Source organism: Streptomyces sp. NPDC048417 (assembly GCF_040651615.1).
Classification (GTDB): domain Bacteria; phylum Actinomycetota; class Actinomycetes; order Streptomycetales; family Streptomycetaceae; genus Streptomyces.
In genome coordinates this window covers 41307-67430 of record NZ_JBEZKI010000034.1, presented here as the reverse complement: position 1 = coordinate 67430, position 26124 = coordinate 41307, and the positions used below count along the sequence as shown (strand labels likewise).

Sequence of the window (26124 nt, the reverse complement as noted above, 5' to 3'; positions counted from 1 at the left end):
CAGTCGTCAGGCGTCGTCAGGCGTCTTCAGCTGTCTTCAGCTGTCTTCAGACGTCGAACGTGTAGAACCGCGTGTGGTCGAGCAGGTCCGCCGGCCGCACGTCGTTCCACGGCTTCATCGTCTCGTCCAAGTCGACGACGTCCGGCGTCCCGCCGCCCGGCACGTAGGCCGCCTGCGGGTGCCGGCGCTGCCACTCGGCCCACAACTTGTCGATGAAGGCGTGGTGCAGCCAGAACACCGGGTCGTTGGGGGAGACCCCGGTGGCCATCTGCCCGCCGACCCAGACATGGACGCGGTTGTGCAGGTTGACCCCGCGCCAGCCCTCCAGATGGTTCCGGAAGCCGTCCGAGGCGCTGTTCCAGGGCGCCATGTCGTACGCCGCGATGGCCAGCACCGAGTCGACCTCGGCCCGGGTCGGCAGCTCGCGCACGCCGGTCCCGAGCGACCTGCGCAGATAAGTACGGCCGTCCACGCGGACGTTGAGCGGCCAGTTCCCGCTCGACGCGGCGAACGGACCGTCCGTCACCCGCCCGTCGGAGCTGCGCCCGGTGCCGCCGAGGAAGTCCGGCGCCCACAGTGCGGCACGGACGGTGCGGTCGGCGCTCCAGTCCCAGTAGGGGATTGCCACCGAGGAGTCCACCGCCTGGAGCGCCTGCTCGAAGTCGAGCAGGAATCTGCGGTGCCAGGGCAGGAACGACGGCGAACGATGGCCGGTGCGCTCCGATTCGTCGGTGTCGGACATGATGAAGGCGTTGTGCGTGCGCACGAAGTCGTCGTAACGCCCGCTGCGCTTCAGCTCGAGGACGGCGGCGACGAACCGCCGCTTCTCGTCGGCGGACAGACTGGCCTGGTTCTTGCGTACGGTCATGTGCTTCGAGGCTCCGGAAGTCCTTGCGAGGGCGGTCAGTTGGCGGGGAACGGCAGCAGCGCGGCGCCCTGCAGCTCGTCCACCGCAGCGCGGGCGGCGGCACGCGGGGTGCGCACCGGGTCGTAGTGGCTGACGACACTGATCCAGCTGCCGTCCGCGTTCCGCATCACATGCAGCTCCACCCCGTCCACGAACACCGTGTAACCGGTGCCGTGTCCGTGGTGGTGACCGCCCAGGCCGCCCATGCCCTGCATGCCGTCCGTGCCGTCCGTGCCGTCCGTGCCGTCCGTGCCGTCCGTGCCGTCCGTGGCGCCCATGCCGTCCATGCCGTCCGTGCCGGCCGGACGGCCCTGTATTCGGCGGCCCTTGTAGACCTCGTCGAAGGGTTCGAGCGCTCCCTCCCGCGGGTGAGCGGCGGCCGCGGCGCCGGGGGCGATGAGGGCCGAGGCGCCGGCCGCGGCGGCGAGGGCGGCCGCTGCGGTGAGCGCGCGACGGCGGGTGAGTTCGGGCATACGGATGCTCCTGTGCTGGGTGCGGGTGATGACTCCGTATGCCTATCCGCCGGTTTCCGGGCGGGAGAAATCGCCCGGATCGGGTTGGCTGTGATCAGGACAATTGACTACATGTCATACAAGGTTGAACGAAGATGATCTTGCCGTGTCGAGGGTCCGCCGGTACCGGAACGGGGAATTCCTTGCCCGGGCGTGGGTGTTTTCGTCGATCTTTCGCGCGGGTCCGCCGTCCGGGTGTCGTGGCTCACGCCGTCAATCTGGCGCGATTCGAAAACCCGGCCGGACCCGTCACCGCTGCTACTCTGCGATGCCAATCGGCCACTTTCAGTGAAACCCAGGGGTGCGTGTGAAGGTCGTCTGTGTCGGAGGCGGGCCCGCCGGCCTGTATCTAGCGATCCTGCTCAAGCGGCAGAACCCGTCCCATGACGTCACCGTCAATGAACGCAACCCCGAGGGCTCGACCTACGGCTGGGGCGTCACCTACTGGCGTGCCCTGATGGACCGGCTGCACACGTACGACCCCGAGTCGGCACGCGCCGTCGAGGAGAGTTCGGTGCGCTGGAACCAGGGTGTCGCCCATGTCCGCGACCAGGTGACCCGGCAGCCCGGCGACCCGGGCCACGGCATCGGCCGCCACCGCCTCCTGGAGATCCTCGCCGCACGCGCCCGGTCCCTGGGCGTACGGCTCGAGTTCGAGAGCGAGATCACGCCCGACGACCTCCCCGAGGCCGACCTGGTCGTCGCCGCCGACGGCATCCACAGCGCCCTGCGCACCCGGCACGCCGACGACTTCGGCGCCGAGGCCACCGAGGGCCGCAACCACTACGTCTGGCTCGGCACCACGAAGGTCTTCGACTCCTTCACCTTCGCCTTCGCCGAGACCGACCACGGCTGGGTCTGGTGCTACGGCTATCCCTACGACGACGGGCACAGCACCTGCGTCATCGAGTGCGCCCCCGAGACCCTCACCGGCCTCGGCCTCGACACACTGCACGAGGCCGACCAACTGGCCCTGCTGGAGAAGCTGTTCACCGGCGTCCTCGACGGCCGACCGCTGGTGGCCGGCTCCTCGGTGGGCGCCTGGCCCACCTTCCGCACCCTCACCAACCGCACCTGGCACCACGGCAACCTCGTCCTGCTCGGCGACGCCGCCCACACCACCCACTACTCCATCGGCGCCGGCACCACCCTCGCCCTGGAGGACGCGATGTGCCTCGCCGGCGTCCTGCGCGAGCACGGCGCCGGACCCCAGGCCCTCGCCGCCTACGAGCGGCAGCGCAAGGCCGAACTGCTCTCCGCCCAGAGCGCCGCCCGCCTGAGCGCCCAGTGGTACGAGAGCCTGCCCCGCTACATCGACCTGCCCGCACACCGCATGTTCGCCCTGCTCGGCCAGCGCCACTCGCCGCTGCTGCCGTACGTTCCGCCGCAGCTCTACTACGGCATCGACAAGGCGGCCGGGCGGCTGGAGGTACTGCGCCGGTTCAAGCGGTGGCTCGGGCCACGGGCGGCGCGCGCCCTGCACTCCCGGTCGTAGGCGCCGACTTGGGGCAGCACGAGTTGGTGAAAGGCAATTCACCCGATAGGGTGAATTTGTATTCACCTTCTTGTCTGTGCCGTCCGCAGGAGCGCCGATGGATCACCCCGCCCCGACAGCCGGCCCCTCGGGCTCGCCCGCCGCACCGCCCCGGCTGCGGGAGCGGCTGACCATCCCGGTACTGGCCTTCGGCGGGATCCTGATGGCCGTCATGCAGACGGTGGTCGTGCCCCTGCTCCCGGACCTGCCGGGGCTCACCCACTCCTCGGCCGGCACCGTCTCCTGGATGGTCACCGCGACCCTGCTGGCCGGGGCCGTCCTCACCCCGGTGCTCGGCCGGGCCGGCGACATGTACGGCAAGCGCCGGGTACTCACCGGGGCGCTCACCCTGATGACCGTGGGCTCCGTGATGTGCGCCCTGTCGTCCGACATCACCGTGCTCATCGTCGCCCGCGCCCTGCAGGGTGCCGCCGCCTCCGTCGTACCGCTGTCGATCAGCATCCTGCGTGACGAACTGCCGCCCGAGCGGCGGGGATCGGCGGTGGCGCTGATGAGCTCCACCGTCGGCATCGGCGCCGCGCTGGGCCTGCCGCTGGCCGCGCTGGTGGTGCAGTACTACGACTGGCACACCATGTTCTGGCTGACCAGCCTCCTCGGGGCGCTGGGCGTGGCGGCCGTGTGGTGGGCGGTCCGGGAGTCACCGGTGCGCGAACCCGGGCGGTTCGACGTGCTCGGCGCGCTCGGGCTGGCCGTCGGGCTGACCTGCCTGCTGCTCGGCGTCTCCCAGGGCGGCCAGTGGGGCTGGGGGAGCCCGCGCGTCCTCGGGCTGTTCGCCGCCACCGTCCTCGTCCTGGCTTTGTGGTGGTGGCAGCAGTTGCGCACCGAGCAGCCGCTGGTCGACCTGCACCTGGTGTCCCGGCCCCGGGTCGGCCTGTCCCATGTCGCCGCCCTGCTCACCGGGTTCGCCTTCTACGCCAACTCCCTGGTCACCGCCCAACTGGTGCAGGCGCCGAAGGCCACCGGGTACGGCCTGGGCCTGTCCATCGTGGCCACCGGCCTCTGTCTGCTCCCCGGCGGCATCACCATGCTGCTGTTCTCGCCGCTCTCGGCCCGGATCTCGGCCTCTCGGGGCCCGCGCATCACGCTCGCCCTCGGCGCCGCGGTCATCGCCTGCGGATACGTGGTGCGCATCGCCGACAGCCGCGACCTCTGGATGATCATCCTGGGCGCCACCGTCGTCGCCACCGGCACCACTCTCGCCTACTCGGCGCTGCCCACGCTGATCCTGCGGGCCGTCCCGGCGAGCCAGACCGCCTCCGCCAACGGCGTCAACGTCCTCATGCGCACCATCGGCCAGGCCACCTCCAGCGCCGCCGTGGCCGCCGTCCTCACCCATCACACCAGCCTCGTCGGCGGCGCCCAGATGCCCACGCTGCACGGCTATCTGCTGGCGTTCGCGATGGCCGGCGTCATCGCGCTCGCCGCCAGCGCCGCCGCGCTGTCCATACCCGGCGACAAGGCCACGGACGACGCCCCGCGCGCCCGGCCTCGCACCCAGGGCGCCCGGGACGACGCGCTGGAGGGAGCATGAGCACCGTGAGCACCCGACCTGACACCGGCCCCGACGCCGGCCCCGACCCCGGCCCCGACCCCGGCACCACCCCCGCGCCCGGCCGCCGGGACGCGGAGGCCACCAAGGCCGCCATCCTCAAGGCCGCCCGCCACCTCCTCGCCCGGCACGCGCACGCCGACATCACCCTCAAGGACGTCGCCGAGCGCGCCGGGGTCAGCGCGCCGCTGATCCTCAAGTACTTCGGCAACAAGGACGGCCTGTTCGCCCGCGTGATGTCCTTCGACACCGACGCGGCCGCCCTGCTCGACGCACCCCTGGACGACCTGGGCCGGCACATGGTCCGGCACGTCCTGGAGGGCCAGCGCGACCGGGGCGCCGACCCGCTGCTGCGGATCGTCTTCGCCCCCCTGCACGGCGACCACGGAGACGTACTGCGCGCCAACTTCCGCGCTCAGGTGGTCGACCGCGTCGCTGCCCGGCTCACCGGCCCCGACCCCGGACTGCGCGCCGAACTCGCCGTCGCCCAGCTCATCGGCCTGGGCGTGATGTACGGCATCGCCCGCGGCCCACGGCTGCGCGACTCCGCGATCGAGGACCTCGCCGACCGCTACGGCCCCGCCGTCCAGGCCCAGTTGACGACCTAACCGGCCTCAGGCTCCGTCAGGAGCGCCTCGGCCGACCCGCGGAAGGCGGCCAGCAGTCGGTGGTTGTCCCCGGCGCGGGTCGCCAGGACCACCTGACTCGGCTCGACGCCGTGCAGCGGGACCGTGGTCAGGTCGGGGCGGATGGTCGCGCCGGGCACCCGGGGTGCGATCGCCACGGCCTGCCCGGCGGCGACGTGCTCGAACTTGTCCTCCACCGCGCCGATCAGCGGACCGTCGGGCGCCGGGCTGCCGTCCGGCCGGGGATCGACGCGCCAGAACGCGTTCCAGAGCGGATCGTTTCCCCGGGGCAGCGGCTCGTCGGCGATGTCGTCGAGCGTGACCGACTCCTTCCCGGCCAGCCGGTGGTCCAGGGGGACCACCAGGACGCGCGGCTCATCGTAGAGGACCGTCACCCGCAACCGGTCGGTGCGCAGCGGCAGCCGGGTCACGACCGCGTCCACGCGCCCCGCCAGCAGGGCCTCGCGCGACTCGTTCCAGTCAAGGTGCAGGGTACGCACGTCGGCGTCCGGGAAGCGCCGGCGCAGATCACGCACGGCCGGGGTGACGAAGATCCCGTTGATGTACCCGACGGTGATCCGGCTGGGCTCGGCGGCGGCCCGGGTGACGGCCGCGGCCTCGCCCGCGGCCCGCAGCAACGCCCCGGCACGCGGCAGGAACACCTCGCCCGCCTCGGTGAGCCGGGCGCCCTGCGGGGTGCGGTCGAAGAGCCGCGCACCCAGCACCTGCTCCAGCCGCTGGATCTGCCGGCTCAGCGCGGGCTGGGTGATGTGCAGGGCGCCGGCGGCCCGTCCGAAGTGCCGCTGCTCGGCCACGACGGTGAAGTACCGGACGAGCCGCAGATCGAGGTCAGGGGCGGAAACCGGATCAGCCATGTCCTCAGGATAATGCCGGCTACCTGCGCCGATGCCTGAAAGGCATTGCGCAGTGCGAAACAGGCTTTGGACGTCCGCCGCCCGCCGGCCGAACGATGGAAGCACCACCCCCTCCCTCGAAGGAGCACCCATCATGCGGGTATTCGTCACCGGCGGCAGCGGCTTCATCGGCTCCGCGGCCGTCCCCGAACTCCTCGGCGCCGGGCACCAGGTCCTCGCCCTCGCCCGCTCGGACAAGTCCGCCGAGGCCCTGAAGGCGGCGGGCGCCGAGGTGCACCGTGGCAGCCTGGACGACCCCGAGGACCTGGCAGTCGCGGCGGCCGGGACCGACGGCGTGCTGCATCTGGCTTTCAACCACGAGGACTTCTCGGACATGACGCGAGCCGTGCAGACCGACCTGCGCGCGATCGAGGCGATCGGCGCCGCCCTGGAGGGCTCGGACCGGCCCTTCGTCGTCACTTCGGGAACCCTGATGCTCGCCGCCGTCGACGGTGTGGCGACGGAGCAGGACACCCCGGCACCGAGGATCCACCGCGGCGCCTGCGACGTGGCCGCACTCGCCCTGGCCGAGCGCGGCGTACGCAGCTCGGTGGTCCGTCTGGCCCCCACGGTGCACGGCCGCGGTGACCGGGGCTTCGTGCCACAGCTGATCGGCATCGCCCGCCGGACGGGCGTCGCCGCGTACGTCGGGGAGGGCACCAACCGCTGGCCGGCCGTCCACCGCCTGGACGCGGCCCACCTCTACCGCCTGGCCCTGGAGTCGGCCCCGGCGGGTACGGCCCTGCACGGATCGGCCGACGAGGGAGTCCCCTTCAAGGACATCGCCGCGGCGATCGCCCAGGGCCTCGGCGTCCCCCTGAAGAGCATCCCGCCGACGGAGGCGGAAGCCCACTTCGGCTGGCTGGGCATGGTGGCGACGATCGACAACGCGACATCGAGCGAGAGGACCCGGGAACTTCTGGGCTGGAGGCCGGAACAGGCGGGCCTGCTCGCGGACTTGGAGGAGGGCCACTACTTCTAGGCTCCGGCACTGGCAACGCGCCCCTTCAGGGCGCGGGGAACGGCGCGACCAGCCCCCACCGCCCCGCAGATTTCAACGGCGCACAAGCACCCCATCCAGAAATCCATTGCCGAACACCCGGTGTGGGTCAAGGCGATCCAACGTCTCCACCGCCGCATCCCACACCGCACCCCCGAACGACCCCGGAATCCTCGTACCGAGCACCTCCTCGTCACTCCACACATCGGACTCGGTGTACGCCCACCCCTTGGACCACTCCACCCGAGTCCCCTCGTAGCGCTCGAACAGAAACTCCTCCAACTCCCGCAAGAACGCCTCCGCAGACGGCGTCCCCGGCAGCGTCAGCACATCCAGCCACACCGCCGTGTCCGCCCCGTCCCTCGGCCGCAAGGCGGAGAGCAACGGCACCTGGGCACCGGCCAGTCCCACATCCGCCGGTTCGTCCAGCCCTGTCACCCGGATCTCCACCGACCCGTTGACGGGGAACCGCCCCGACGCGGCGTACGCGGCGAGCCGTTCCCGGTAGAACGCCGTGAACTCGTGTACGACACGCTGTACTTCGGCCCGCCGAGTCAGCACCGCGTACCCGTTCGCGTTGATCCGCAGCGTCGTCGGCCTCACGTACAGCAGCGTGTTCTTCGACGCCCCCCAGATGTCCGAGGACAGCGTCGCCACCAGCCCGAGCGATGCCACGTCCAGTTGCGCGTTGCCCAGCTCCGGCGCCAGATACCACGCCGCGTCGGACACCATCCGCCCCACGAGGTCGGCGACCACCGTCGGCACGATGTCGGAGAAGGGGTAGTTGTACGGCGAGGTGACATGGCGCGAGGCGAGCGGTCTGGCCGGGGCGACGCTCCACTCCTTGAGCCACGGGTACTCGGTGAACGCGAACCAGATCGCCTCGACCCGCCCGGACCGGGTCAGGAAACTGTCGAGGGTCCGCCCGCCGGAACCGGCCGCGGCGAACAGTTCGTCGGCCGGGATGTCCGTCCGGCTCACACAGCGCAGATTGCTGTCGCCCCCCACCCGCAGCACGACCTCGGTCACGAACGCCCGGCCCAGATGGGTGAGCAGGGCCGCGCAGTCCGTCTCGGACCGCCGGAACGTCCGCAGGACATACGCTCCCGCGTCCCCGTCCCACACCACCGCCGTCAGCGACACCACCAGATTGCTCAGCGAACCGTAGGTGTGCCCGGGCAGCGGCTCCTCGCCGTCGGCCGGAACGGCGGTGCCGTGCGCGTCGATCGCCAGCGCCCCGCCGAGCGTCAGGTCGCCCGGCGCGGGCGTGGCCGTGAGCCCGAGACCGTGGTCCTCCAGGAAGGTGAGCAGCGCCTCCATGGTGACGCCGGTCCCGGCCCGCACCTCCGCTCCGGAGTCCAGGGACAGCGCCGTCAGGTGCGTCCGGGTGTCGACGAGCAGCACCTTGTCGTCGGCGGCCGTCCCCTCCGTGACGGTCAGCGGCGACCAGCCGTGCGAGGAGCCACGCGCGCGTACCCGCCAGCCGTTGCGCCAGGCCCAGTCGACGACCGTGCGCACCTGATCGGCGTCGGCCGGGGCGCAAGCCCACAGCCCGTCCGCGGTGATCTCGCCGACCCAGTTGCGGTACGCCGAGCGGTACAGCGCGACATCCGCCGGGAATCCGGGCAGTTCGGCCGCGGCCACCGCCGGATCCGCTGCCAGCAGCACCGGTACGGCGGCCAGCGCGGCGGCGGACCGCAGGAATCCCCGACGGCTCCAGCCGCCTTGGACAGGAAAGCTGTCAGGAAAGTTGTTCGCTGAACGATCAGTCACGCCGACACGCTAGGGCCGGGTTGACGGCCCCTCGATTTCTGTCGAACTCAATCACCCGTGTGAGTGAAGGATTCACAGGTACGCCGGGCCGAGGAGACACCTGACAGCGTTGTCGGCGGCGGATGGCAGACTGGCGCCATGGACGAACGCGCAATCGACAGGTCGGGACAGCGGGCATCGGTCGTCGGCCTCGGCACATGGCAGCTGGGCGCCGACTGGGGCGACGTGGACGAGAAGGACGCGCTCGCCGTTCTGGAGGCCGCGGCCGAGTCGGGGGTGACCTTCTTCGACACCGCCGACGTGTACGGCGACGGGCGCAGCGAGCAGACCATCGCCTCCTTCCTGCGCGGCAGGCCCGATCTGCATGTGCTGGTGGCCACCAAGATGGGCCGCCGGGTCGACCAGATCCCGGAGAACTACGTCCTGGACAACTTCCGCGCGTGGAACGACCGGTCCCGCCGCAACCTCGGCGTGGACCGCCTGGACCTGGTGCAGCTGCACTGCCCGCCGACCCCGGTCTACTCCTCGGACGAGGTGTTCGACGCCCTCGACACCCTGGTCGAGGAGGAGCGCATCGCGGCCTACGGCGTCAGCGTCGAGACCTGCGCGGAGGCGCTCACCGCCATCGCCCGCCCGGGCGTGGCCAGCGTGCAGATCATCCTCAACCCGTTCCGCACGAAGCCGCTGCGCGAGGTCCTCCCGGCCGCCCGCGAGGCCGGCGTCGGCATCATCGCTCGGGTGCCGCTCGCCTCCGGTCTGCTGTCCGGCAAGTACACCAAGGACACCGTCTTCGCGGCCGACGACCACCGCACCTACAACCGGCACGGCGAGGCCTTCGACCAGGGCGAGACCTTCTCCGGCGTCGACTACACGACGGGCGTCGAGGCCGCCGCCGAGTTCGCCGCGCTCGCCCCCGAGGGCTGCACTCCGGCTCAGCTCGCCCTGCGCTGGATCATCGAGCAGCCGGGTGTGACCACGGTGATCCCCGGCGCCCGCAACGCCGAACAGGCCCGCGCCAACGCGGCCGCCGCCAAGCTTCCGGAACTGCCCGCGGAGACGGTCACCGCCCTCCGCGACCTCTACGACCGCCGGATCAAGGACCAGGTCGAGAAGCGCTGGTAGTACCCGCCGGGCCGGGAGCGCCGCCACGGTGCGGGCTCCCGGCCGGGGCCGTTTGAACGTCGGGCCCGACGGTTACACGGATTCCATGACCGACCAGGAGCGGCGGCAGGGGCGCGACGAGAGCGAGGAGGAGCGCGCCGACCGGATGTGGGGCGAACTCATCCAGGAGGTCCGCGTCGCCCAGACCGGTGTGCAGATCCTCTTCGGCTTCCTGCTCACCGTGGTCTTCCAGCAGAAGTACGCCGAGCTGTCCGACGTGGACCGGACGATCTACATCGTGACCGTCGTCCTGGGAGCCGCGGCCACGGGCGCCCTCATCGGCCCGGTGTCCCTGCACCGGCTGGTCGCCGGCCGCAAGGTGAAGCCACAGGCGGTGCGGCTGGCCTCCGGGCTGACCCAGATCGGCCTGTTCCTGCTGCTGGCCACCATGGCCGCGGCGCTGGTGCTGATCCTCCGGGTCGCCACCGGCGGCAGCAAGGTGACCTGGGTGGTCGTGGCCGTCGTCGTCTGGTACCTGGTGTGCTGGTACGGCCTGCCGCTGTGGTCCCGGCGCCGTCACACCACCCGTTGAGCCGCCTCCAACGCCCGCAGCTGCCGGTCGTGCACCCGGCTGAGCAGCAGCACCGACACCGTCGCCCCGACCAGCGCGCAGAACATGTCCCACTGGGTGTCCCAGACATCTCCCTGGGTGGCCAGGAAGGCGTCCGCGCCGTGCCCGCCGATCTCGGCCGCCAGCCACTCCAGCAGCTCGAAGAAGGCGCTGAAGGCGAGGCAGGCGCACACCGTCAGCGGGGCCAGCCAGCGGCTGCCGCGCAGTGGTGAGGTACGGCTGAGCAGCTCACGGACCAGGACCGCCGGCACGAATCCCTGCATGAGGTGGCCGAAGCGGTCGTACGGATTGCGGTCCAGGCCGAAGGTGTCGCGCACCCAGTCGCCCACCGGCACCTCGGCGTAGGTGTAGTGGCCGCCGACGGCGAGCACCAGCGCGTGCGCGGTGAGGAGTCCGGCCAGCAGCCCCGTCAGCGGGAAGCGCCGCCAGGTCAGCACCACCAGCGGCAGGCCGACCAGCACCCACACCGTCTCCAGGAACCAGGTCGTACGGTCCCGGGCGCCCCACGCCGACACGGCCATGCCGGCCACCACCACCCCGGCGAGCAGGGCGGGCGGAACCCGGCGCGGCACACGGTGCGGAACGGGGCGCGGGGCGGGGTGCACTGCGGTCATGGCGGACTCCTCGTCGTGGGAGCCCCATCGTGGCCGCGGCGGCCGGCCCCGGACATGAGTACGGCTACTCAGCCGGGGGCGCGGTCACTCAGCCGGTGGCGAGGATCTCCGCCAGCAGGTCGTCCACCCGGACCTCTTCCCGTCCGGGCGGCACGGCCATGTAGGTGTCGCTCAGGAACGAGGCCAGCGCGGGAGCCCAGGCGAACACCACCGCGTGATGCCGTTCGCCGCCGGGCAGGGGATCGCCGAGGAAATCCATGCGCACTTCCCTCCAGCGCCCCTGCCGTACCGGACGCAGCCGTACGTCCCCGACCCCGACCGGCTCTCTCAGACCCTCGTTGAGCATCTCCCGGTCCAGTCGCCACCGGGCGAGCACCCTGCCGTCCAGGGTGAACACCGCGGTGACGGCGAACGGGTCTTCGGCGTCGTACGACAGATGGGCGAGGACGGGGCAGCGGGCGGTCCCGTCCGCGCGGAGTTGTACCACCAGGGTCCTGTGCACGATGGGGTTCACGCGAGAGCCCTCCGAGAACGATCGGCTTGGTGTCCTCTAGTACCCCTCTCACATGAAAAACGCTCAATCGTGAGCGGAATCCACTGCGGAATCCGCTGTGGAATCCACCACGGAACCGCCCTTCGTGCCGCGCAGTGCTGCCAGGCAGGAGCCGATGGCCTGCTGGAGATCCTCCAGGCGCTGCACCATGTCGTCCTCGTAGAAGTCCTGGGCGTCGTCGAAGGTCAGCTCCTCGAACGCCTTGGTCGCCTTCTGCAGGCTGCTGTAGAACTTGGTGCGCTTCTCCTGGACGCGGAGTTCGGGGTCCGCCTCGACCGTCTCGACGACCAGGTTCTTCATGGTGTCGTAGGCCTCGGTCGCCCACTCGCCGGTGTCCTCGTCCTCTTCCAGTTCGTCGAGGAGCGACAGATGGCGCTCGGCCTCCTGGCGCAGTTCGACGGGTGCGTCGACCGTCTGCCCGGCAGGTGTCTTGATCTGGCCGGACTCGGCGATCTGGCGGACGTATCCGATGCGGTCGGCCGAGCGGCTCTCGGTGGCGACGGCCTTCTTCAGGTCGGCGGTGCGGACCACGTCACGGGCCAGCACCGTCTGCAGGTCCGGGTCCTCCTTGATGCGGTCGAGGAGCGCCGAGCGGGCCGCGCGGGCGGTGGAGGGGTCGGCGAGGATCGCGGCCCGCAGCGCGGTGGGGTTCTCGGCCACTTCGAGGGCCTTGGTGGGCCGGATGCCCTCGGCCTCGGCGGCCTCGGAGATGGCGGTGCCGCGCTCGGAGGCGGCGCTGCTGCGGGAGACGTAGTAGTCCAGCCAGACGTCGGAGTCCGGGAGTTCGACCTCCTGACCCGGGGCGAGCGCCTCGAAGTGCGGGACGACACCGTCGTCGGCGGCCCTGTCCCACGCCTTGTAGTAGCGCATCACCCGCTCCGGGGAGCAGCCGGCCAGCTCGGCGAACTCCTTCGCCGACACCTTCGGCGTCTCGTCCGCGCCCTGCCCTCCGGGCCGCACACTGCGGGCCACCATCAGCCCGAACGTCCAGCCTCCGGTGCGCACATAGGCGCCGAACTCCCGGGCGTCCCGCGCCACGAGGTCGGAGAGGGGAGCCGGGGACGCGCTGGACGTCTCGGACGGGTCGATCGCTAGGGTCACGGAGGACGCTCCTGAAGGCTGCCGAACTGCATACGTACCGACGGGCAGCCTATATCGACCCATTGGCCAGAGTTTGCCGCACGGTCGAAGACCAGCCGGGCGCACCGGACGGTCCATGAGGTCACGCGGACCGGCCTGTCCGGAGCACGGATCAGCTCGCCGACCCCCGGAACGTGGCCAGGAACGTCTTCAGCGCCAGCGTGTTGGTGACATCGTCCCAGGTCGAGGCGGGGGCCGTGACGCGCAGCGAGAAACTGCGGCCGCCGCCCAGCAGGAAGCCGCGGCCGAAGGTGCGCACCTGGTCGGCGCCGGTGCCGGACAGCCACTCCATGTCCGCCGCCTTGTACCCCTGGTACGTGGTCGCCTTTATCTGGCCTATCCGCCGGTAACCGTCCAGCTGTTCCAGCTGGGGCTCCACGTCGTCCCGCCAGACGGCGACCGGGTCCGGGCCGGCCTGGGTGCTGTAGGTGACGGCCAGGGTGCGCGGGTCGCCGCCGCCCGGGCCGAAGGTGACCCGGTAGGCGACGTCGTCGACCCGCGAGGTGTCCAGGCGCTTCCAGCCCTTCGGGAGTGCCACGGAGAAGCCCTCCGGGGCGGTGTAGCGGTGGAACCCGGCCGGGAGGGCACCGGCCGTGGCCGACGGGGAGGGCGACGGTGATGTCTTCGAGGGAGAGGGAGAGGTGGAGGGAGAAGAGGCGGAAGAAGGAGAGGAAGGGGAGGAAGGGGAGGGCGAGGGGGTCGGCCCGTTGCCGTCCGTGCGGTTGCCCGGCTCCGCGGCCGTCGCGGAGGTACTCGGCGCCGAGCCGGCCAAGGAGCCGACGCCCGGGAGCCCCTGGGTGGCGGCGAGCACCGCGACCGACACGGTCACCACGGCCAGCGCGGTCCCCCCGATCATGGTGGTCCTGCTCCACCCCGAGGCGCGCGCCGCCACATAGGCGCCGCGCAGCCGGGGTACCGGGGCGGGCTGCCCGACCGCGTCGGGGTCCTCGTCCAGGACACGTGTCAGCGCCTGCCGGATCACCGGCCTGCTCAGCCGTTCGCGGGAGTTCTTGCGGAGCAGCCCCTGCACGACCTGGGTCAGCGGACCGGCCCGCAGCGGGGTGCGCAGCGGCAGCCGGTCCACGCCCTTCAGCGTGGCGTCGGCGCGGCCGCGGTCCCGGAACGGTGGCCGCCCCTCGACCATCGTGTAGAGGATCGCGCCGAGTGCCCACAGGTCGGCGGCCGGGCCGATGCGCTCGTCCCTGGCCTGCTCCGGCGAGGCGTACGACGGTGCGGTGACGCGGGGGGCCAGGGTCGCGCCCGCCAGGCCGAACCCGGTGATCACGACCGGGCCCTTGTCACGGACGAAGATCTGGCCGGGGCTGAGCTCGCCGTGCGTGTACCCCTCGCCGTGCGCGCCGTCCAGCACGTCGAGCACCTCGAGGCCGATCCGGGCGGCCTGCACGAAGTCGAACGTGGTCTGCTGGACGAGGAGTTCGCTGAGGGGGGCGCCGTCGATCAGCTCCGTGACCGTCCACAGCGTGCCCGCCTCCTCGAAGGCGTCGATCACCATGACGACGCGGCCGGGCCGCAGCGCGCCCATGACCTCGGAGGTACGCAGGATCCGGGAGGTGGTCCGGCGTACCACGTCGTCGGTGAGGGCGTCCGGAAGAACGATCTGGGTCACCAGACGGGGACGCTCGGCCTGCACGTCCTCCGCGTACCAGCTGATGCGGTTCGGCTCGCGGTCGGCGACCTCAATGAGCCGGTACCTTCCGGCGACCAACTGTTGTGCGGAGACATGCGCCTTGACCATCGTCATCCCTCGCTGAAACCCCTGCCTCTTCTTAAGAAGAGGTACGCGGGACGCGCCCCGGTTTGTTCAAAGAATCTGCAACTCGGGCTCCCTTCTTGCCTTTTATTCAAACGGCGTCACCTGCCTGGGACTTGAGGAAAACGGCAAATGACCGGGCCCCCACCTGCGGGTAACCGACGGTAAAAGGCCGGCTGCGGTCCGCTGGACGGCCCACTCCGAAGCCCCGGTACGGGGGGGCCGGTCGAACCGTCTCAGAGGTCCCGGCGCACCAGGTAGTCCAGCAGGCCGCGTAGCTCGGCCGACGCGAGCGGCTCCCCGGCGAGCAGCGCCTCGGCCCGGGCGGTGTGCCGACGGGCCTCGGCGAGCGCGGCCGCGCGTCCGCCCGCCTCCTCGATCAACGCGGCCGCCGCCCCGGCGTGCCCAGGCGTGTCGAGCAGCTGGGCGAGCCGGGGGCCGGCGGGGGAGCCGAGCGCGACGAGGACCGGATACGTCTTCTTCCGCTCCCGCAGATCGCCGTGCACGGGCTTCCCGGTGACGGCCGGGTCGCCCCAGATCCCCAGCACATCGTCGACCAGCTGGAACGCCACGCCGAGATGGCGTCCGGCCAGGTCCAGCGAGCCCACCGTGGCCGCGGGCGCCTCGCCGAGCGCCGCCCCCAGCGCGACGGCGCACCCCAGCAGCGCACCCGTCTTCCGCTCGGCCATCACCCGGTACTCGCGCGCCGACACGCCCGTCCAGGGCCGCCCCGCGAACAGCAGATCGTCCGCCTGCCCGTGCACCAGGTCCGCCAGCGCGGCCGACAGCAGCCGCAGGGCACCGGGTCCGCCGGGGGCGGCGGTCAGGGTCTCGACCGCGAGCGCGAAGAGGGCGTCGCCCGCGAGGACGGCCGGTCCGGTGCCGTACGCCTGCCAGAGCGCCGGGCGGCGGCGCCGGGTGGCATCGCCGTCCATGATGTCGTCGTGCAGCAGCGAGAAGGCGTGCACCAGCTCCACCGCGACCGCCGCCGGGACCCCGCGCTCCGCGGGCGCGCCGGCCGCCTCCGCGCCGAGCACCGCCAGCGCCTGCCGGACACCCTTGCCGCCCGGGGCGTCGGCGGGGGAGCCGCCGACCTCGCACCAGCCGAACGCGTACCCGGCCATCTCGCCGACCCAGGGGTGCAGCCGCCCCACCGCCGCCACCAGCGCGGGCCGCACCAGGTCCCGGCACCGGACGAGGACGTGCGGGGCAGCGGTGACGGGTGCGGGCGCGGTCATCGGACGGCCTCCGTCCCGACGCCGAACTCCGCCTGGGCGCGGGTCACCATCTCCCGGGCGTGCCGCAGACCGGCCCGCTCCAGCACGCCCGCGAGGTCGGCGAGTTCGGCCGCCGTCTCGGCACGGTCACGGCCCAGGCGGGCCAGCGACTTGGCCAGCCCCAGCCGGGACAGCGCCTCGCCGCGCGGCTCGCTCATCGCGCGGAACTCCGTGAGCGCCAGCTCGTACAACTCCCGCGCCTCGGCGTAACGCCCGGCCCGGTAGAGGACGTTGCCGCGCATCTTGTGGTTGTAGGCCAGCGCGCTGGACAGGTTCATCGCCCGGCACGCCGTCTCCGCCTCGGACAGCAGCGCGAGTGCCCGTTCGCTGTCGCCGTCCCGCACCGACACGAGGTCCGCGAGCCCGCGCAGCGCCCAGGCGTGCCCGCGCCGGTCCTGAGCCCGCGCCGCTATCCCGGCCGCCTCCTCGAAGAGGGCGTACGCCCGGTCGTACAACCCGGTGTTGCGATGCATCTGCGCGATGCCCTCCAGCGCCCACACCGTGTGCCGGGCCTCACCGCGCCGCCGGGCCTCGGCGAGAAGTTGCTCGTGCAGCCGTCCCACGGCCGCGTAGTCGCCCTGGATACGGCCGGTCTCGGCGAGCCCGGCCAGTGAGTAGCCGCGGACGACGACGTCCCCGCCCCGCTCGCCGAGGTCGGCCGCCAGCCCCAGCAGCCGCCGGGCCAGCGCAAACGCGCCGCGCTGCCGGGCCAGGGTGCCACCGCTCCACAGCGCCCACGCCATCGCCGCCAGGTCCCCGGCCGCCCGGGCGGCACGGTAACTCGCCTTCCAGGCCCGGTCGGCGTCCCCCACCTGCCCCAGGCGCCGATGCGCCTCGGCGACGGCCAGCCCGCAGCGCGCCTCCTCGCCGCGGCGGCCGGACCGCTCGGCCTCGCGCAGCCGCTCGATGCCCTCGGCCAGCACGTCGACCAGCGACGAGTTCACGGACAGGGAGGTCAACGCGCCCTGGTACTCCGGGGCGAATGCCTTGCCGTACATGGGTGCCTCTCTACGCGAGGCGCATATACACCCCGTCTATACATCGCGCGTATACATGGTGTTTATAGTGCGCCCGGATTTTGCCCTGGCCGCACGGGCCAGGGCTTCGCTGTTGTGAATCAGGACGTCCGTACGGCCGTCGGGGTTGCCTGTGTGGTGCGGATCACGGCGTGCGCTGTCAGTGCTGCTGCGCCTTCTGCGGGGTCACCTCGCTCGGCCGCACCACGACGTATCCCTCACCCTGGAGCATCAGCTGGACCGCTTCCCCCGAACCGCCGCGCAGCATCGACCCGATGGACTGCGAGCGGTGCAGCGAGGTCTGCAACTGCGTGGTCCAGCCCACCACCGCGTCCGTGTCGACGTACACCGGCGCCTGCGGCGAGACCGGGATGACCAGCGGGTTGCCGTCGCAGATCAGCCCCAGCCTGCCCTGTCCGGTGAACACGCTGTTGAACAGACCGCCCCCCGCTATGCCGGACCCCTTCACGGTCTTGATCTCGTACGACAGCGAGGCGTCGAAGCACAGGACGTTGCGGCCGTTGACCGTGAACTGGTCGCCCGGCTCGACCTCGACGATGAAACAGTTCTGTGCCTCGTGCGCGAACCAGGCCTCACCCTGGCCCTGCACGGACATCAGGGGCAGCCCCTCCCCGGTGACCGCGCGCTTGAGCATGCCGCCCACGCCCTGGCCCTTGCGCTCGAACTTCAGACTGCCGCGGTGCGCGATCATCGCGCCCTGGCGCGCGTACATCTCGCCGTTCACGGCGTACCTGACGCACTTCGCGTTCTCGATCGTCATGCCCGGCGCCACGGCCGGCTCCACCATGTGCTGACTGGAAAAGAGATCACCCTTCATGCCGGGCATGGTGTCCCGGACGGACCCGTTCCGCCAAGATCACGGGCCGTATCGGTTCAGGCACCGAACAGCTGGGTCCAGTACGTGCCCGCCCGGCCACCGCCCGCGAAGCCGATGCCGATGTGGGTGAAGTCCGGTTTGAGGATGTTCGCCCGGTGGCCGGGGCTGTTCATCCAGCCGTCCACCACCTCGGCGGCCGAGCGCTGGCCGCAGGCGATGTTCTCGCCGATGGTGCGCCGCCGGGAGCCCGCGGCGGCGGCCCGGTCCCAGGGCTGGGTCCCCTCGGGGGAGGTGTGCGAGTAGAAGTCCCGGGTCGCCATGTCCGTGCTGTACGCCTGTGCGGCCGTGGCCAGTTGCGGATCCACCGCGAGCGGCCGCAGCCCGGCCCGGGCGCGCTCCCGGTTGGTGAGGTCGACGACCTCGGCGCGGGTGCGGGTCAGTTCGGCCGGGGTGAGGGGTCTGGCCCACAGCGCGGTCCAGTAGGTGTCCCCGTCCGCCAGGCCCTGGACGTGGGCCAGGCCGGCGTGGGTGAAGGCCGGGTCGAGCAGGGTGCGCCGGGCGCCCTCGGTGCGCAGGCAGTATTCGACGAACTCGACCGGGGTGCGCGGGCCGGAGACGAGATGCTCGCCGACCGTGACATACGCGAATCCGGTGCGGTGGATCCGCTGGTGGAGAGAGACGCCGTCGAGGCTCTCGGTGGCCAGTCGGCCGGCGTCGGCCATCGTGGTGGCATGAGCGAGGGCGGCGGAGGTGAGCCGGGCGTCCGGGGCCACGGGTGGCCGGCCGGCCTGGGCGCGGGCGGAGTTGACCAGGCCCAGCAGGCCGTCCGGGTCCGGGAGCGCGGCCGCCGAGGGCCGGGGCGGTGCGGCCGCGGTGCGCTGGGCGGGGATCGTGGGGCGCGACGCCGGAGCCGGCCGCCGGTCCTCGACGACATCGACCCCGAAGTCCCGGGCCAGCCCCGCCAGTCCGTCGGCGTATCCCTGTCCGACCGCGCGCAGCTTCCAGCCGGTGCCCCGGCGGTATATCTCGGCGAGCAGCAGGAGGGTCTCCGTCTGCGGGCGCGGCGGGGCGAACCGGGCCACCGTCCGGCCGACGAGGTCGGTGACATGCAGTGCGGAGGCGGGCAGTCGACCGAGCGGGGTGCCCGGCTCGGCGGCGGTGACCGTGAGGGTGACGCGCTGGGCGCCGCTTCGCAGCCGGGCCGGCTCGACGGTCAGGGTGTCGCCGCGCAGCCGGACGCCGGGCGCGTCCGGCTGGTTGTAGAAGACGAAGTCGGTGTCGCCGCCGACCTTGCCGCTCTCGTCTGTGATCAGCGCGGAGACGTCGAAGGGACCGGGCACCCGCAGCGTCAGCGCGCCGTCCGGAAGGGGCAGATTGCCCCCGGGGACCAGCTCGCTCATCACGCCGCCTCTGCCAGGTCAGGGGCCGAACGTCGCGCCCGGTGGGGAAGTCGCCGGTAGAACGTCCGGCCCGGGCGCGAGGTTCCCTCGACGAGGCGAGGCGGTACGCCTGCCGCTCTCGCGGCCACCGCACCCGCGGTCACCGCACCCGTGGCTGGTGCTTCCGCGGCGGAGGCGGGTGCCACTGCTCCGGCGGCGAGGGCGGTGCCGCCGTTCCCGCGGTGAGCGTGGTGCCATCGCTCCGGCGGTGAGCGTGGTGCCGCTGCTTCTGAGGTGAGTGTGGCGCCGCCGCTCCCGCGGGGAGCGAAGTGCCGGCGCTACTGCTCCCGCGGCGCGGCCGGTGCGATGTCCTCCCGTTCAAGCGGTGTCCCGGCGCTCCGCGTCGCCGCGCGCTTGCCGCAGAACGCCGGCTCCAGGGTGTCCGCCAGCGTGTTGAGCACGGCCGAGCTGTTGGAGGCGTTGGCCAGCGCGGTGAGGCTGCGCCTGCCGTCCTTCGTGGTGAACGCGTACGTGTAGTAGCCCTGCACGGCGCCCGTGTGGCCGTACACCGAGATCCCGCACGACAGATCGCGGCGGCGCAGCCCCAGGCCGTAGGAGGTCGTGGCGTTGACCCGGGTGAAGCGTTCCATCTCCGCGAGGCGTGCGGCGGACGTCAGCTTGCCCCGGACCAGCGCCGAGTAGAAGGTGTCGAGGTCCTGGGCGGTGGAGACGATGGCGCCCGCGCTCTGTGCCCAGGACACCGTCTGGTCCGTCGCGTCGACCGGCTTGGCGCCCGCCTCGTCCGCGGTGAGATAGCCGTTGGCGTGCTGCCCGGGGATCGTCGTGTCGGGGTGGACGTAGAAGGTGTCGCGCAGCTTCAGCGGCTTGAAGACGCGGTTCTCGTACTCGGTCCGCACGCTGTGCCCGGTGAGCTTCTCGATCAGCATGCCGGCGACCACGAAGTTGGTGTTGGAGTAGGAGTAGACGGCTCCCGGCGCGTTGGTCCGCGGCTTCTTCAGGGAGAGGTTCACCAGCTGACGGTAGGTGAAGACCTTGTTCCGCACCGCCTCGAAGCCCGACACGCTGCTGGCGAACATGTCGTTGGTGTAGTCGTACAGACCGCTGCGGTGGCTGAGCACGTGCCGCACGGTGATGCGGTCGTCGGGCAGCAGCCCCGGCAGATAGCGGTTGACCGGTGCGTCCAGGGCGAGCTTGCCCTCGTCCACCAGTTGCAGCAGGACGACCGCCGAGAACGTCTTGGTGACACTGCCGACGCGGAACCGGTCGCCGGTGGTGATGGCGCGCCTGGTGGTCCGGTCGGCGACGCCCCGCGTCGTCTTGTAGACCGTCGTGCCGTCGTCGATCCGGGCCATCGCGCCGGGCGCGCCCGTCGCCACCACCGAGTTCAGCACCGCGGCCATGCCCGCGGTGTCCGGCGCCGGCAGGGCGGCGGCCGGCCGGGGCTCCGCTCCCGCCTTCATGGGCGCCGCCTGGGCCGGTACCGCGAGCAGCGACAGCGCCACCGCTCCGAGTACCACGCTTCTGCTCACCTTTGCCGAGACCATCCGGGTCTTGCTCCTCTCTGTCTGCTTCCGATGCGAGATGGGTCACATGCGGTTCGGGGAACCCTCTCGCATCCCGTCACATCTCCACAGTCGACGCACAGTTGGTCACTTCGTGATCACCACGCGGTGCGGATTTGCAAAGTATTGCCACGAAAAGCAAGAAAAGCGATGAATTGTGCTTTACATGGACATGACTCGTCCGAAAGGGTTGCGGCCGGGGGCCCGACCAGCCCCCTTGGCGCCTCAACGGCGCCGTGCCGCAAGGCGGTCGGTGATGGATCCAGGCCGTCTTCGAACGTAAGGAACCCTGATCAGTGCGTAGCGCGCACATACGCAGCGTGGCGGTCGCCGTCGCCGTGACGACGGCCGCCACGGGCCTGACCGGTACAGCCTTCGCCGGCCCCACCACGGGGGTGGAACAGCGGGCCGCGGCCGCCGCCACGACGGCCGCACAGGTGGTGACCGCGGCACGGACGGTGGCCTTCGCCCACGCCTCGGCGGCCGGTGTCGGCGCGGGCGACGAGCTCCAGGCACAGGACGTGATGATCGACCCGGAGGGGGCGCGTCATGTCCGCTTCGTCCGCACCCACCGGGGTATGCCGGTGCTCGGCGGCGATCTCGTCGTCCATCTTTCCCGTCGGTCGGCCTACACCGGCGTCACCCGGGCGGCCGACCACACCGTCCGGCTCGCCACCACCGAGGCGAAGCTGACGGCCCGCCAGGCCGAGGAGGAGGCCGCCTCGGTCGCCGACGGTGACGCCGGCACCGCCGCACTCGTGGTGGACGCCCGCGGCGGTGCCTCCGCCCTCGCCTACCAGGTGGCGGTCGACGGCCCGGACGGTGCCCGCACGGTCGTCGTCGACGCTCTCACCGGCAAGGTGCGCAGCAACGCGCCGGACAACGACGAGTTCCTCTCGCCCAAGGTGCTGGACACCCTCCGCAAGCACGGCGAGACCCTCGACCCGGCCACCGGCATCGCCGCTCACGCCGACGCCTTCGCCGGCGCGTCCGTCTCCGCCGCCGCCCACTACCCGGCGACCGCGCACGGCTCCGGCAGGTCGCTCTTCGTCGGCAAGGTCCCGCTCACCACCACCCAGACCGCCCGCAAGAGCTTCCTGCTCAAGGATCCGACCCGCTACGGCACCGAGACCCGGGACGCCAAGGGCAAGGAGACCGAGAGCTTCGCCCAGGGCACCAAGTTCACCAGCACCACCGACAGCTGGGGCAACGGCGCCACCAGCAGCCGGGGCAGCGCCGCGGCCGACGCCCAGTACGGCATCACCAAGACCCTGGACTTCTACAAGAAGACCTTCGGCCGCAAGGGCATCGCGAACAACTCCAAGCCTGCCCGCGCCATGGTCCACTGGGGCAAGAAGGTCGGCAACGCCTTCTGGGACTCGGACTGCGGTTGCATGCTGTACGGCGACGGCGACGGGCAGGAGATCAAGAAGCCGCTGGTCGTCCTCGACGTCACCGGCCACGAGCTGACCCACGGCGTGGTGGACGCGACCGCCAAGCTCGAACCGACGTACGTCGACAACGACGGCAACCAGTTCGGCGAACCCGGCGCGTTGAACGAGTCACTGGCCGATGTCTTCGGCTCGAACGTCGAGTTCTCCGCCAACAACGCGAAGAACCCGCCGAACTACCTGCTCGGCGAGAAGCTGGGGCTGCAGCAGAAGTTCCTGCGCCGCCTCGACCACCCCTCGCTCGACCGCCTCGAAGGCACGGTCGACTACTGGTCGCCCGAGGTGGCGGACGCCGAGGTGCACGCCGGCTCCGGTGTCTCCTCGCACGCGTACTACCTGCTCGCCGAGGGCAGCGGCCGCAAGAAGATCGGCGCCACCACCTACGACTCGCCGACCTACGACGGATCGACGGTCACCGGCATCGGCCGCGCCAAGGCCACGGCGATCTTCTACCGCGCCCTGACCCGGTACATGGTCTCCTCGACCGACTTCCACGACGCGCGGGTCGCGACGCTGAAGGCGGCCAAGGACCTCTACGGCGCGAGCGGCGTCGAGTACCGCACGGTCGACCAGGCCTGGGCCGCGGTCAACGTCACCGAGGCCAACAAGCCGGCCGCCCGTCACTGACGGGCACGCCACACCGCTGATCCGGGTGCCCTGTCGGGGGGCCGGGCACCCGGATCACCCTCATCGGTGGAACCGGATCACTCCCACCGGTGGAACCGGATCACTCCCACCGGTGGAACACGCGTCAACGCCTCCAGGTCACCCGCTATTTGAAGGCCACGGCAGCCTCACAGTCAACCTTCAGGTGATTCCTGTTTCTTTTATTGACAGCGGAAAATAAGCCACCTAAGTTCCCGGCCATGCGCTCCACCTCCCGTGCCGAGACGTTCCCGGCCCACACGCCGGCCGCCTCGCAGATCTTCACCACGGTCCTGTCCCACGGCCCCCTCACCCGGCTGGAGGCGGCCCGCCGGGCCGGCCTGTCGGCGGCGGCCGTGACCAAGGCCGTCCGGCCGCTGCTGGCGGCCGGATATCTGGCGGAGGACGCCGACGGAGAGGCCCGGCCGGCCCTGGGGCGCCCCGCCAACCTGGTGCGGGTCGACGGCGGGCGCGCGCTGTTCATCGGGGTCAAGGTGACCGGCGACGAGGTCATCGCCGTCCTCACCGACCTGTGCTGCCGGATCCGTCTGGCCCGCAGGCTGCCGGTCAGGGACCGCGCCGCCAAGGCCGTCCTGACCTCCATCGCCGACCTGACCCACGAACTGCGCACCGAGGCCGAGGACTTCGGCACCCCGGTCCTCGGCCTCGGCATCGCCGTCTCCGGCGACGTGGACCGGGCCGAGGGGGTCGTGCGCTACTCGCCCTTCCTCGACTGGCGGGACGTGGCCCTCGCCGAACTCGTCGCCATGACCACGGGGTTGCCGGTCGTCGTCGACAACGACGTACGTGCCCTGGCCGTCGCCGAGCAGTGGTTCGGCGCCGGTGTCGGGCTCTCCGACTTCGCCGTGGTCACCGTCGGCGCCGGCATCGGCTGCGCACTGGTGATCCACGGCCGGCTGGTCGCGGGCGCGCACGGGGTGGCGGGGGAGATCGGCCATGTGGCCATCGACCCGTCCGGACCGCTGTGCCACTGCGGCAACCGCGGCTGCGTGGAGGCGATCGCCGGGGACGCCGCGATCGTCACCCGCATGCGCGAGGTGACCGGCCGTCAAGTGACCGACTCCGCCGAGGCGGTGGCCCTGGCCCATGAAGGCGTGCCCGGAGCGCGGGAGGTGTACGCCCGCGCCGGCGAGGCCATCGGCCGGGGCATCGCCACCGTGGCCAACCTCTTCGGCCCCGAACGCGTGATCATCTCCGGCGAGGGACTCGCCGCCTACGACCTCTTCGCCGAGCAGATCCTCGACTCGTTCACCGCGGCCGCCTTCGGCTCCGCCGCGCAGTGCGACGTACAGACCCGTCCACTCCCGTTCGAGGAGTGGGCGCGCGGGGCCGCGGCCGCCGCGATCCAGTCCTTCATCACCTCGTCTCCCACCCCAATGGGCAAGGGCTGAGCCGCCCAAGACCCCGAACCCTGGAGGGCCCATGCGGTCACCTTCGCAATCCGTCCTGCCCGTACGCGGGCTGAGAACCGTCCTCGTGCTGGCACTCACCGCGGCCTTCGCGGCCGCCGTACCGGCCGCCCAGGCCCAGACGCCCGCCCAGGCGTCCGCCCAGACGCCCGCCCAGGCGTCCGTCCCGATCGCCGCCAAGCCCTACATGGGCTGGTCGAGTTGGAGCATGCAGTCGTCCAAGTACCCGGGCCTGAACGACCAGGGCGACTACAGCTATCTCACCGAGGCGAACGTCCTCAAGCAGACCGACGCCATGGCGAGCAAGCTGAAGAAGTACGGCTACGAGTACATCAACATCGACGCCGGCTGGTGGATGGACTGGAGCTGGAAGTCCGGCTACGACCAGTACGGCCGCCAGAAGGCCGACTCCGCCCGCTTCCCCAGCGGCATGAAGGCCGTCGCCGACCGCATCCACGCCACGGGCCTCAAGGCCGGCATCTACCTCCCGGCCGGACTGGAGAAGGGCGCCTACGGCGACGGCAAGACGCCGATCTGGAACGCCGACGGCTGCACCACCGCCGACATCGTCTACGACGACCTGCGCACCACCAACGGCTGGGACAGCGCGTACAAGATCGACTTCGACAAGCCGTGCGCGCAGAAGTACATCGACTCCCAGGCCCAGATGATCGCCGGCTGGGGCTATGACTTCCTCAAGCTCGACGGCGTGGGCCCCGGCTCCGGCAAGAGCGGCGACCAGTACAACAACGTCGCCGACGTGGCCGCCTGGAACAAGGCGATCGCCGCCACCGGCCGCCCGATCCACCTGGAGGCCTCCTGGTCCCTGGACTTCGGGCATGCCGCCGACTGGCAGAAGTACACCAACGGCTGGCGCATCGACACCGACGTCGAGTGCTACTGCAACACCCTGGTCAGCTGGGAGAACTCGGTCGACGACCGCTGGGACGACACCCCGGCCTGGACCGACAAGGCGGGCCCCGGAGGCTGGAACGACCTCGACTCCCTCGACGTCGGCAACGGCGCGATGGACGGCCTCACCAAGGCCGAACGGCAGAGCTACGCCACGCTCTGGGCCGTCGCCAAGTCGCCCCTGTTCACCGGCGACGACATCACCAAGCTCGACGACTACGGCGTCTCCCTGCTGACCAACCGCGAGGTCATCGCCGTCGACCAGAGCGACAACCCGCCGGCCCGGCCCATCACTCCGTCCGACCCGCAGCAGGTCTGGGCGGCGAAGAACGCCGACGGCACGTACACGGTGGCGCTGTTCAACCTCGCCGACTCGCCCGCGGCGGTCACGGCCGACTGGACGGCCCTCGGCTTCAGCGGCAAGGCGTCGGTGCGGGACCTGTGGAACAGTGAGGACCTCGGTTCGCACACGAGCAAGATCACTGAGGCGCTGCCGGCGCATGGTTCGCGCCTGTTCACCGTGACGCCCAAGGGCAGTGCCCTGGCCTCCACCGGCTATGAGGCCGAGGCGAGCGGCAACACGCTGAGCGGAAACGCCTCCGTCGCCGGGTGCGATGCCTGCTCCGGTCAGAAGAAGGTCGGAAACCTGTACGTCGGCGGCAAGCTGACCATCAACAACGTCGTCGTCGACAAGGCCGGCACGTATCTGGTGAAGGTCGCGTATGTCAGCGGTGACTCGCGGTCGGCCACGATCGCTGCCAACTCCGGGGGCGGGACCAGCCACAAGTTCCCGTCGACGGGGGACTGGGGGACCGTTTCGACGGTGAGCGTTCCGGTGACTCTGAAGGCCGGTGCCAACACCATCAGCTTCGACAGCGGCTCGGGGTACGCGCCGGACGTCGACCGGATCGACGTTCCCAAGTCGCCTCGATAAGTGCGTTGTTCGG

At 71.5% G+C, this 26124-nt stretch carries 22 protein-coding genes; 9 read left to right on the top strand and 13 right to left on the bottom strand.

The annotated features are described in order from the left end of the window. Positions 1 to 46: 46 nt before the first annotated feature. Both AB0D59_RS40850 and AB0D59_RS40845 read right to left on the bottom strand, forming a co-directional pair. Positions 47 to 868 carry a tyrosinase family protein gene (locus AB0D59_RS40850; protein WP_362576344.1) on the bottom strand — a complete coding sequence of 274 codons (822 nt, stop codon included), beginning with the start codon at positions 866 to 868 and terminating at the stop codon, positions 47 to 49. Positions 869 to 903: 35 nt separating this feature from the next. Further along, positions 904 to 1380: a tyrosinase cofactor gene (locus AB0D59_RS40845; RefSeq protein ID WP_362576343.1), complete on the bottom strand. Its 477-nt coding sequence runs from the start codon at positions 1378 to 1380 to the stop codon at positions 904 to 906. 340 nt (positions 1381 to 1720) lie between these two features. Here AB0D59_RS40845 and AB0D59_RS40840 point away from each other — a divergent pair, with 340 nt between their 5' ends. From AB0D59_RS40840 to AB0D59_RS40830, 3 genes are all read left to right on the top strand, one after another. Further along, complete coding sequence (locus AB0D59_RS40840; protein ID WP_362576342.1) at positions 1721 to 2914, top strand: FAD-dependent monooxygenase; 1194 nt, start codon at positions 1721 to 1723, stop codon at positions 2912 to 2914. 97 nt (positions 2915 to 3011) lie between these two features. Beyond that, positions 3012 to 4505, top strand: a complete 1494-nt coding sequence (locus AB0D59_RS40835) for an MFS transporter (protein WP_362576341.1) — start codon at positions 3012 to 3014, stop codon at positions 4503 to 4505. Further along, a complete protein-coding gene (locus AB0D59_RS40830) occupies positions 4502 to 5131 on the top strand; it encodes a TetR family transcriptional regulator (protein ID WP_362576340.1) in 630 nt (209 codons plus the stop codon). The genes AB0D59_RS40835 and AB0D59_RS40830 overlap by 4 nt, the downstream gene beginning before the upstream one ends. Here the strand turns inward: AB0D59_RS40830 and AB0D59_RS40825 are convergent. After that, positions 5128 to 6024 (bottom strand): LysR family transcriptional regulator, encoded by an 897-nt coding sequence (locus AB0D59_RS40825; protein WP_362576339.1) that lies wholly within the window; start codon positions 6022 to 6024, stop codon positions 5128 to 5130. The genes AB0D59_RS40830 and AB0D59_RS40825 overlap by 4 nt on opposite strands. A 133-nt stretch (positions 6025 to 6157) precedes the next feature. On the opposite strand from AB0D59_RS40825, the gene AB0D59_RS40820 reads away from it, so the two are divergent. Further along, the gene (locus tag AB0D59_RS40820; protein WP_362576338.1) at positions 6158 to 7045 is read left to right on the top strand and encodes an SDR family oxidoreductase; all 888 of its coding nucleotides are present in this window, start codon (positions 6158 to 6160) and stop codon (positions 7043 to 7045) included. 72 nt (positions 7046 to 7117) lie between these two features. Here AB0D59_RS40820 and AB0D59_RS40815 read toward each other — a convergent pair whose 3' ends face one another. After that, complete coding sequence (locus tag AB0D59_RS40815; protein ID WP_362576337.1) at positions 7118 to 8836, bottom strand: cholesterol oxidase substrate-binding domain-containing protein; 1719 nt, start codon at positions 8834 to 8836, stop codon at positions 7118 to 7120. A 138-nt stretch (positions 8837 to 8974) separates the two neighbouring features. On the opposite strand from AB0D59_RS40815, the gene AB0D59_RS40810 reads away from it, so the two are divergent. Further along, positions 8975 to 9958, top strand: coding sequence for an aldo/keto reductase (locus AB0D59_RS40810; protein WP_362576336.1), 984 nt, complete (start codon positions 8975 to 8977; stop codon positions 9956 to 9958). Positions 9959 to 10043: 85 nt separating this feature from the next. Next, on the top strand, positions 10044 to 10529 hold the full coding sequence (locus AB0D59_RS40805; RefSeq protein ID WP_362576335.1) for a DUF6328 family protein: 486 nt from the start codon (positions 10044 to 10046) through the stop codon (positions 10527 to 10529). Here the strand turns inward: AB0D59_RS40805 and AB0D59_RS40800 are convergent. From AB0D59_RS40800 to AB0D59_RS40760, 9 genes are all read right to left on the bottom strand, one after another. Beyond that, the gene (locus AB0D59_RS40800; RefSeq protein WP_362576334.1) at positions 10514 to 11182 is read right to left on the bottom strand and encodes a DUF2238 domain-containing protein; all 669 of its coding nucleotides are present in this window, start codon (positions 11180 to 11182) and stop codon (positions 10514 to 10516) included. The genes AB0D59_RS40805 and AB0D59_RS40800 overlap by 16 nt on opposite strands. An 88-nt stretch (positions 11183 to 11270) precedes the next feature. Next, positions 11271 to 11696 (bottom strand): SsgA family sporulation/cell division regulator, encoded by a 426-nt coding sequence (locus tag AB0D59_RS40795; protein WP_362576333.1) that lies wholly within the window; start codon positions 11694 to 11696, stop codon positions 11271 to 11273. Positions 11697 to 11759: 63 nt separating this feature from the next. Beyond that, positions 11760 to 12836 carry a hypothetical protein gene (locus tag AB0D59_RS40790; protein WP_362576332.1) on the bottom strand — a complete coding sequence of 359 codons (1077 nt, stop codon included), beginning with the start codon at positions 12834 to 12836 and terminating at the stop codon, positions 11760 to 11762. A 151-nt stretch (positions 12837 to 12987) separates the two neighbouring features. Next, on the bottom strand, positions 12988 to 14637 hold the full coding sequence (locus AB0D59_RS40785; RefSeq protein ID WP_362576331.1) for a serine/threonine-protein kinase: 1650 nt from the start codon (positions 14635 to 14637) through the stop codon (positions 12988 to 12990). Between the two features lie 245 nt (positions 14638 to 14882). After that, positions 14883 to 15884, bottom strand: coding sequence for a polyprenyl synthetase family protein (locus AB0D59_RS40780; protein ID WP_362576330.1), 1002 nt, complete (start codon positions 15882 to 15884; stop codon positions 14883 to 14885). Beyond that, the gene (locus tag AB0D59_RS40775) at positions 15881 to 16921 is read right to left on the bottom strand and encodes a tetratricopeptide repeat protein (protein ID WP_362576329.1); all 1041 of its coding nucleotides are present in this window, start codon (positions 16919 to 16921) and stop codon (positions 15881 to 15883) included. Before AB0D59_RS40775 ends, AB0D59_RS40780 begins: the two co-directional genes overlap by 4 nt. Positions 16922 to 17099: 178 nt before the next feature. After that, entirely contained in the window at positions 17100 to 17777 is a 678-nt protein-coding gene (locus tag AB0D59_RS40770) for an AIM24 family protein (RefSeq protein WP_362576328.1), read from the bottom strand. 56 nt (positions 17778 to 17833) lie between these two features. After that, positions 17834 to 19177, bottom strand: a complete 1344-nt coding sequence (locus AB0D59_RS40765; RefSeq protein WP_362576327.1) for a CAP domain-containing protein — start codon at positions 19175 to 19177, stop codon at positions 17834 to 17836. 317 nt (positions 19178 to 19494) lie between these two features. Next, a complete protein-coding gene (locus AB0D59_RS40760) occupies positions 19495 to 20721 on the bottom strand; it encodes a serine hydrolase domain-containing protein (protein ID WP_362576326.1) in 1227 nt (408 codons plus the stop codon). A 314-nt stretch (positions 20722 to 21035) separates the two neighbouring features. Here AB0D59_RS40760 and AB0D59_RS40755 point away from each other — a divergent pair, with 314 nt between their 5' ends. The 3 genes from AB0D59_RS40755 (at position 21036) to AB0D59_RS40745 (ending at position 26111) form a co-directional block, all read left to right on the top strand. Beyond that, the gene (locus AB0D59_RS40755; RefSeq protein WP_362576325.1) at positions 21036 to 22817 is read left to right on the top strand and encodes a M4 family metallopeptidase; all 1782 of its coding nucleotides are present in this window, start codon (positions 21036 to 21038) and stop codon (positions 22815 to 22817) included. Between the two features lie 239 nt (positions 22818 to 23056). Continuing rightward, positions 23057 to 24247 carry an ROK family transcriptional regulator gene (locus tag AB0D59_RS40750; protein ID WP_362576324.1) on the top strand — a complete coding sequence of 397 codons (1191 nt, stop codon included), beginning with the start codon at positions 23057 to 23059 and terminating at the stop codon, positions 24245 to 24247. A 31-nt stretch (positions 24248 to 24278) separates the two neighbouring features. Then, positions 24279 to 26111, top strand: a complete 1833-nt coding sequence (locus tag AB0D59_RS40745; RefSeq protein WP_362576323.1) for a CBM35 domain-containing protein — start codon at positions 24279 to 24281, stop codon at positions 26109 to 26111. Positions 26112 to 26124 lie beyond the last annotated feature (13 nt).

Bases quoted from the DNA above. Each gene is read 5' to 3' on its own strand.
- AB0D59_RS40835 (WP_362576341.1), top strand. From the start codon at position 3,012: ATGGATCACCCCGCCCCGACAGCCGGCCCCTCGGGCTCGCCCGCCGCA.
- AB0D59_RS40760 (WP_362576326.1), bottom strand. From the start codon at position 20,721: ATGGTCTCGGCAAAGGTGAGCAGAAGCGTGGTACTCGGAGCGGTGGCG.
- AB0D59_RS40775 (WP_362576329.1), bottom strand. From the start codon at position 16,921: ATGTACGGCAAGGCATTCGCCCCGGAGTACCAGGGCGCGTTGACCTCC.
- AB0D59_RS40785 (WP_362576331.1), bottom strand. From the start codon at position 14,637: ATGACGATGGTCAAGGCGCATGTCTCCGCACAACAGTTGGTCGCCGGA.
- AB0D59_RS40810 (WP_362576336.1), top strand. From the start codon at position 8,975: ATGGACGAACGCGCAATCGACAGGTCGGGACAGCGGGCATCGGTCGTC.
- AB0D59_RS40765 (WP_362576327.1), bottom strand. From the start codon at position 19,177: ATGAGCGAGCTGGTCCCCGGGGGCAATCTGCCCCTTCCGGACGGCGCG.
- AB0D59_RS40770 (WP_362576328.1), bottom strand. From the start codon at position 17,777: ATGAAGGGTGATCTCTTTTCCAGTCAGCACATGGTGGAGCCGGCCGTG.
- AB0D59_RS40805 (WP_362576335.1), top strand. From the start codon at position 10,044: ATGACCGACCAGGAGCGGCGGCAGGGGCGCGACGAGAGCGAGGAGGAG.
- AB0D59_RS40825 (WP_362576339.1), bottom strand. From the start codon at position 6,024: ATGGCTGATCCGGTTTCCGCCCCTGACCTCGATCTGCGGCTCGTCCGG.
- AB0D59_RS40780 (WP_362576330.1), bottom strand. From the start codon at position 15,884: ATGACCGCGCCCGCACCCGTCACCGCTGCCCCGCACGTCCTCGTCCGG.
- AB0D59_RS40750 (WP_362576324.1), top strand. From the start codon at position 23,057: ATGCGCTCCACCTCCCGTGCCGAGACGTTCCCGGCCCACACGCCGGCC.
- AB0D59_RS40830 (WP_362576340.1), top strand. From the start codon at position 4,502: ATGAGCACCGTGAGCACCCGACCTGACACCGGCCCCGACGCCGGCCCC.
- AB0D59_RS40845 (WP_362576343.1), bottom strand. From the start codon at position 1,380: ATGCCCGAACTCACCCGCCGTCGCGCGCTCACCGCAGCGGCCGCCCTC.
- AB0D59_RS40820 (WP_362576338.1), top strand. From the start codon at position 6,158: ATGCGGGTATTCGTCACCGGCGGCAGCGGCTTCATCGGCTCCGCGGCC.
- AB0D59_RS40745 (WP_362576323.1), top strand. From the start codon at position 24,279: ATGCGGTCACCTTCGCAATCCGTCCTGCCCGTACGCGGGCTGAGAACC.
- AB0D59_RS40850 (WP_362576344.1), bottom strand. From the start codon at position 868: ATGACCGTACGCAAGAACCAGGCCAGTCTGTCCGCCGACGAGAAGCGG.
- AB0D59_RS40800 (WP_362576334.1), bottom strand. From the start codon at position 11,182: ATGACCGCAGTGCACCCCGCCCCGCGCCCCGTTCCGCACCGTGTGCCG.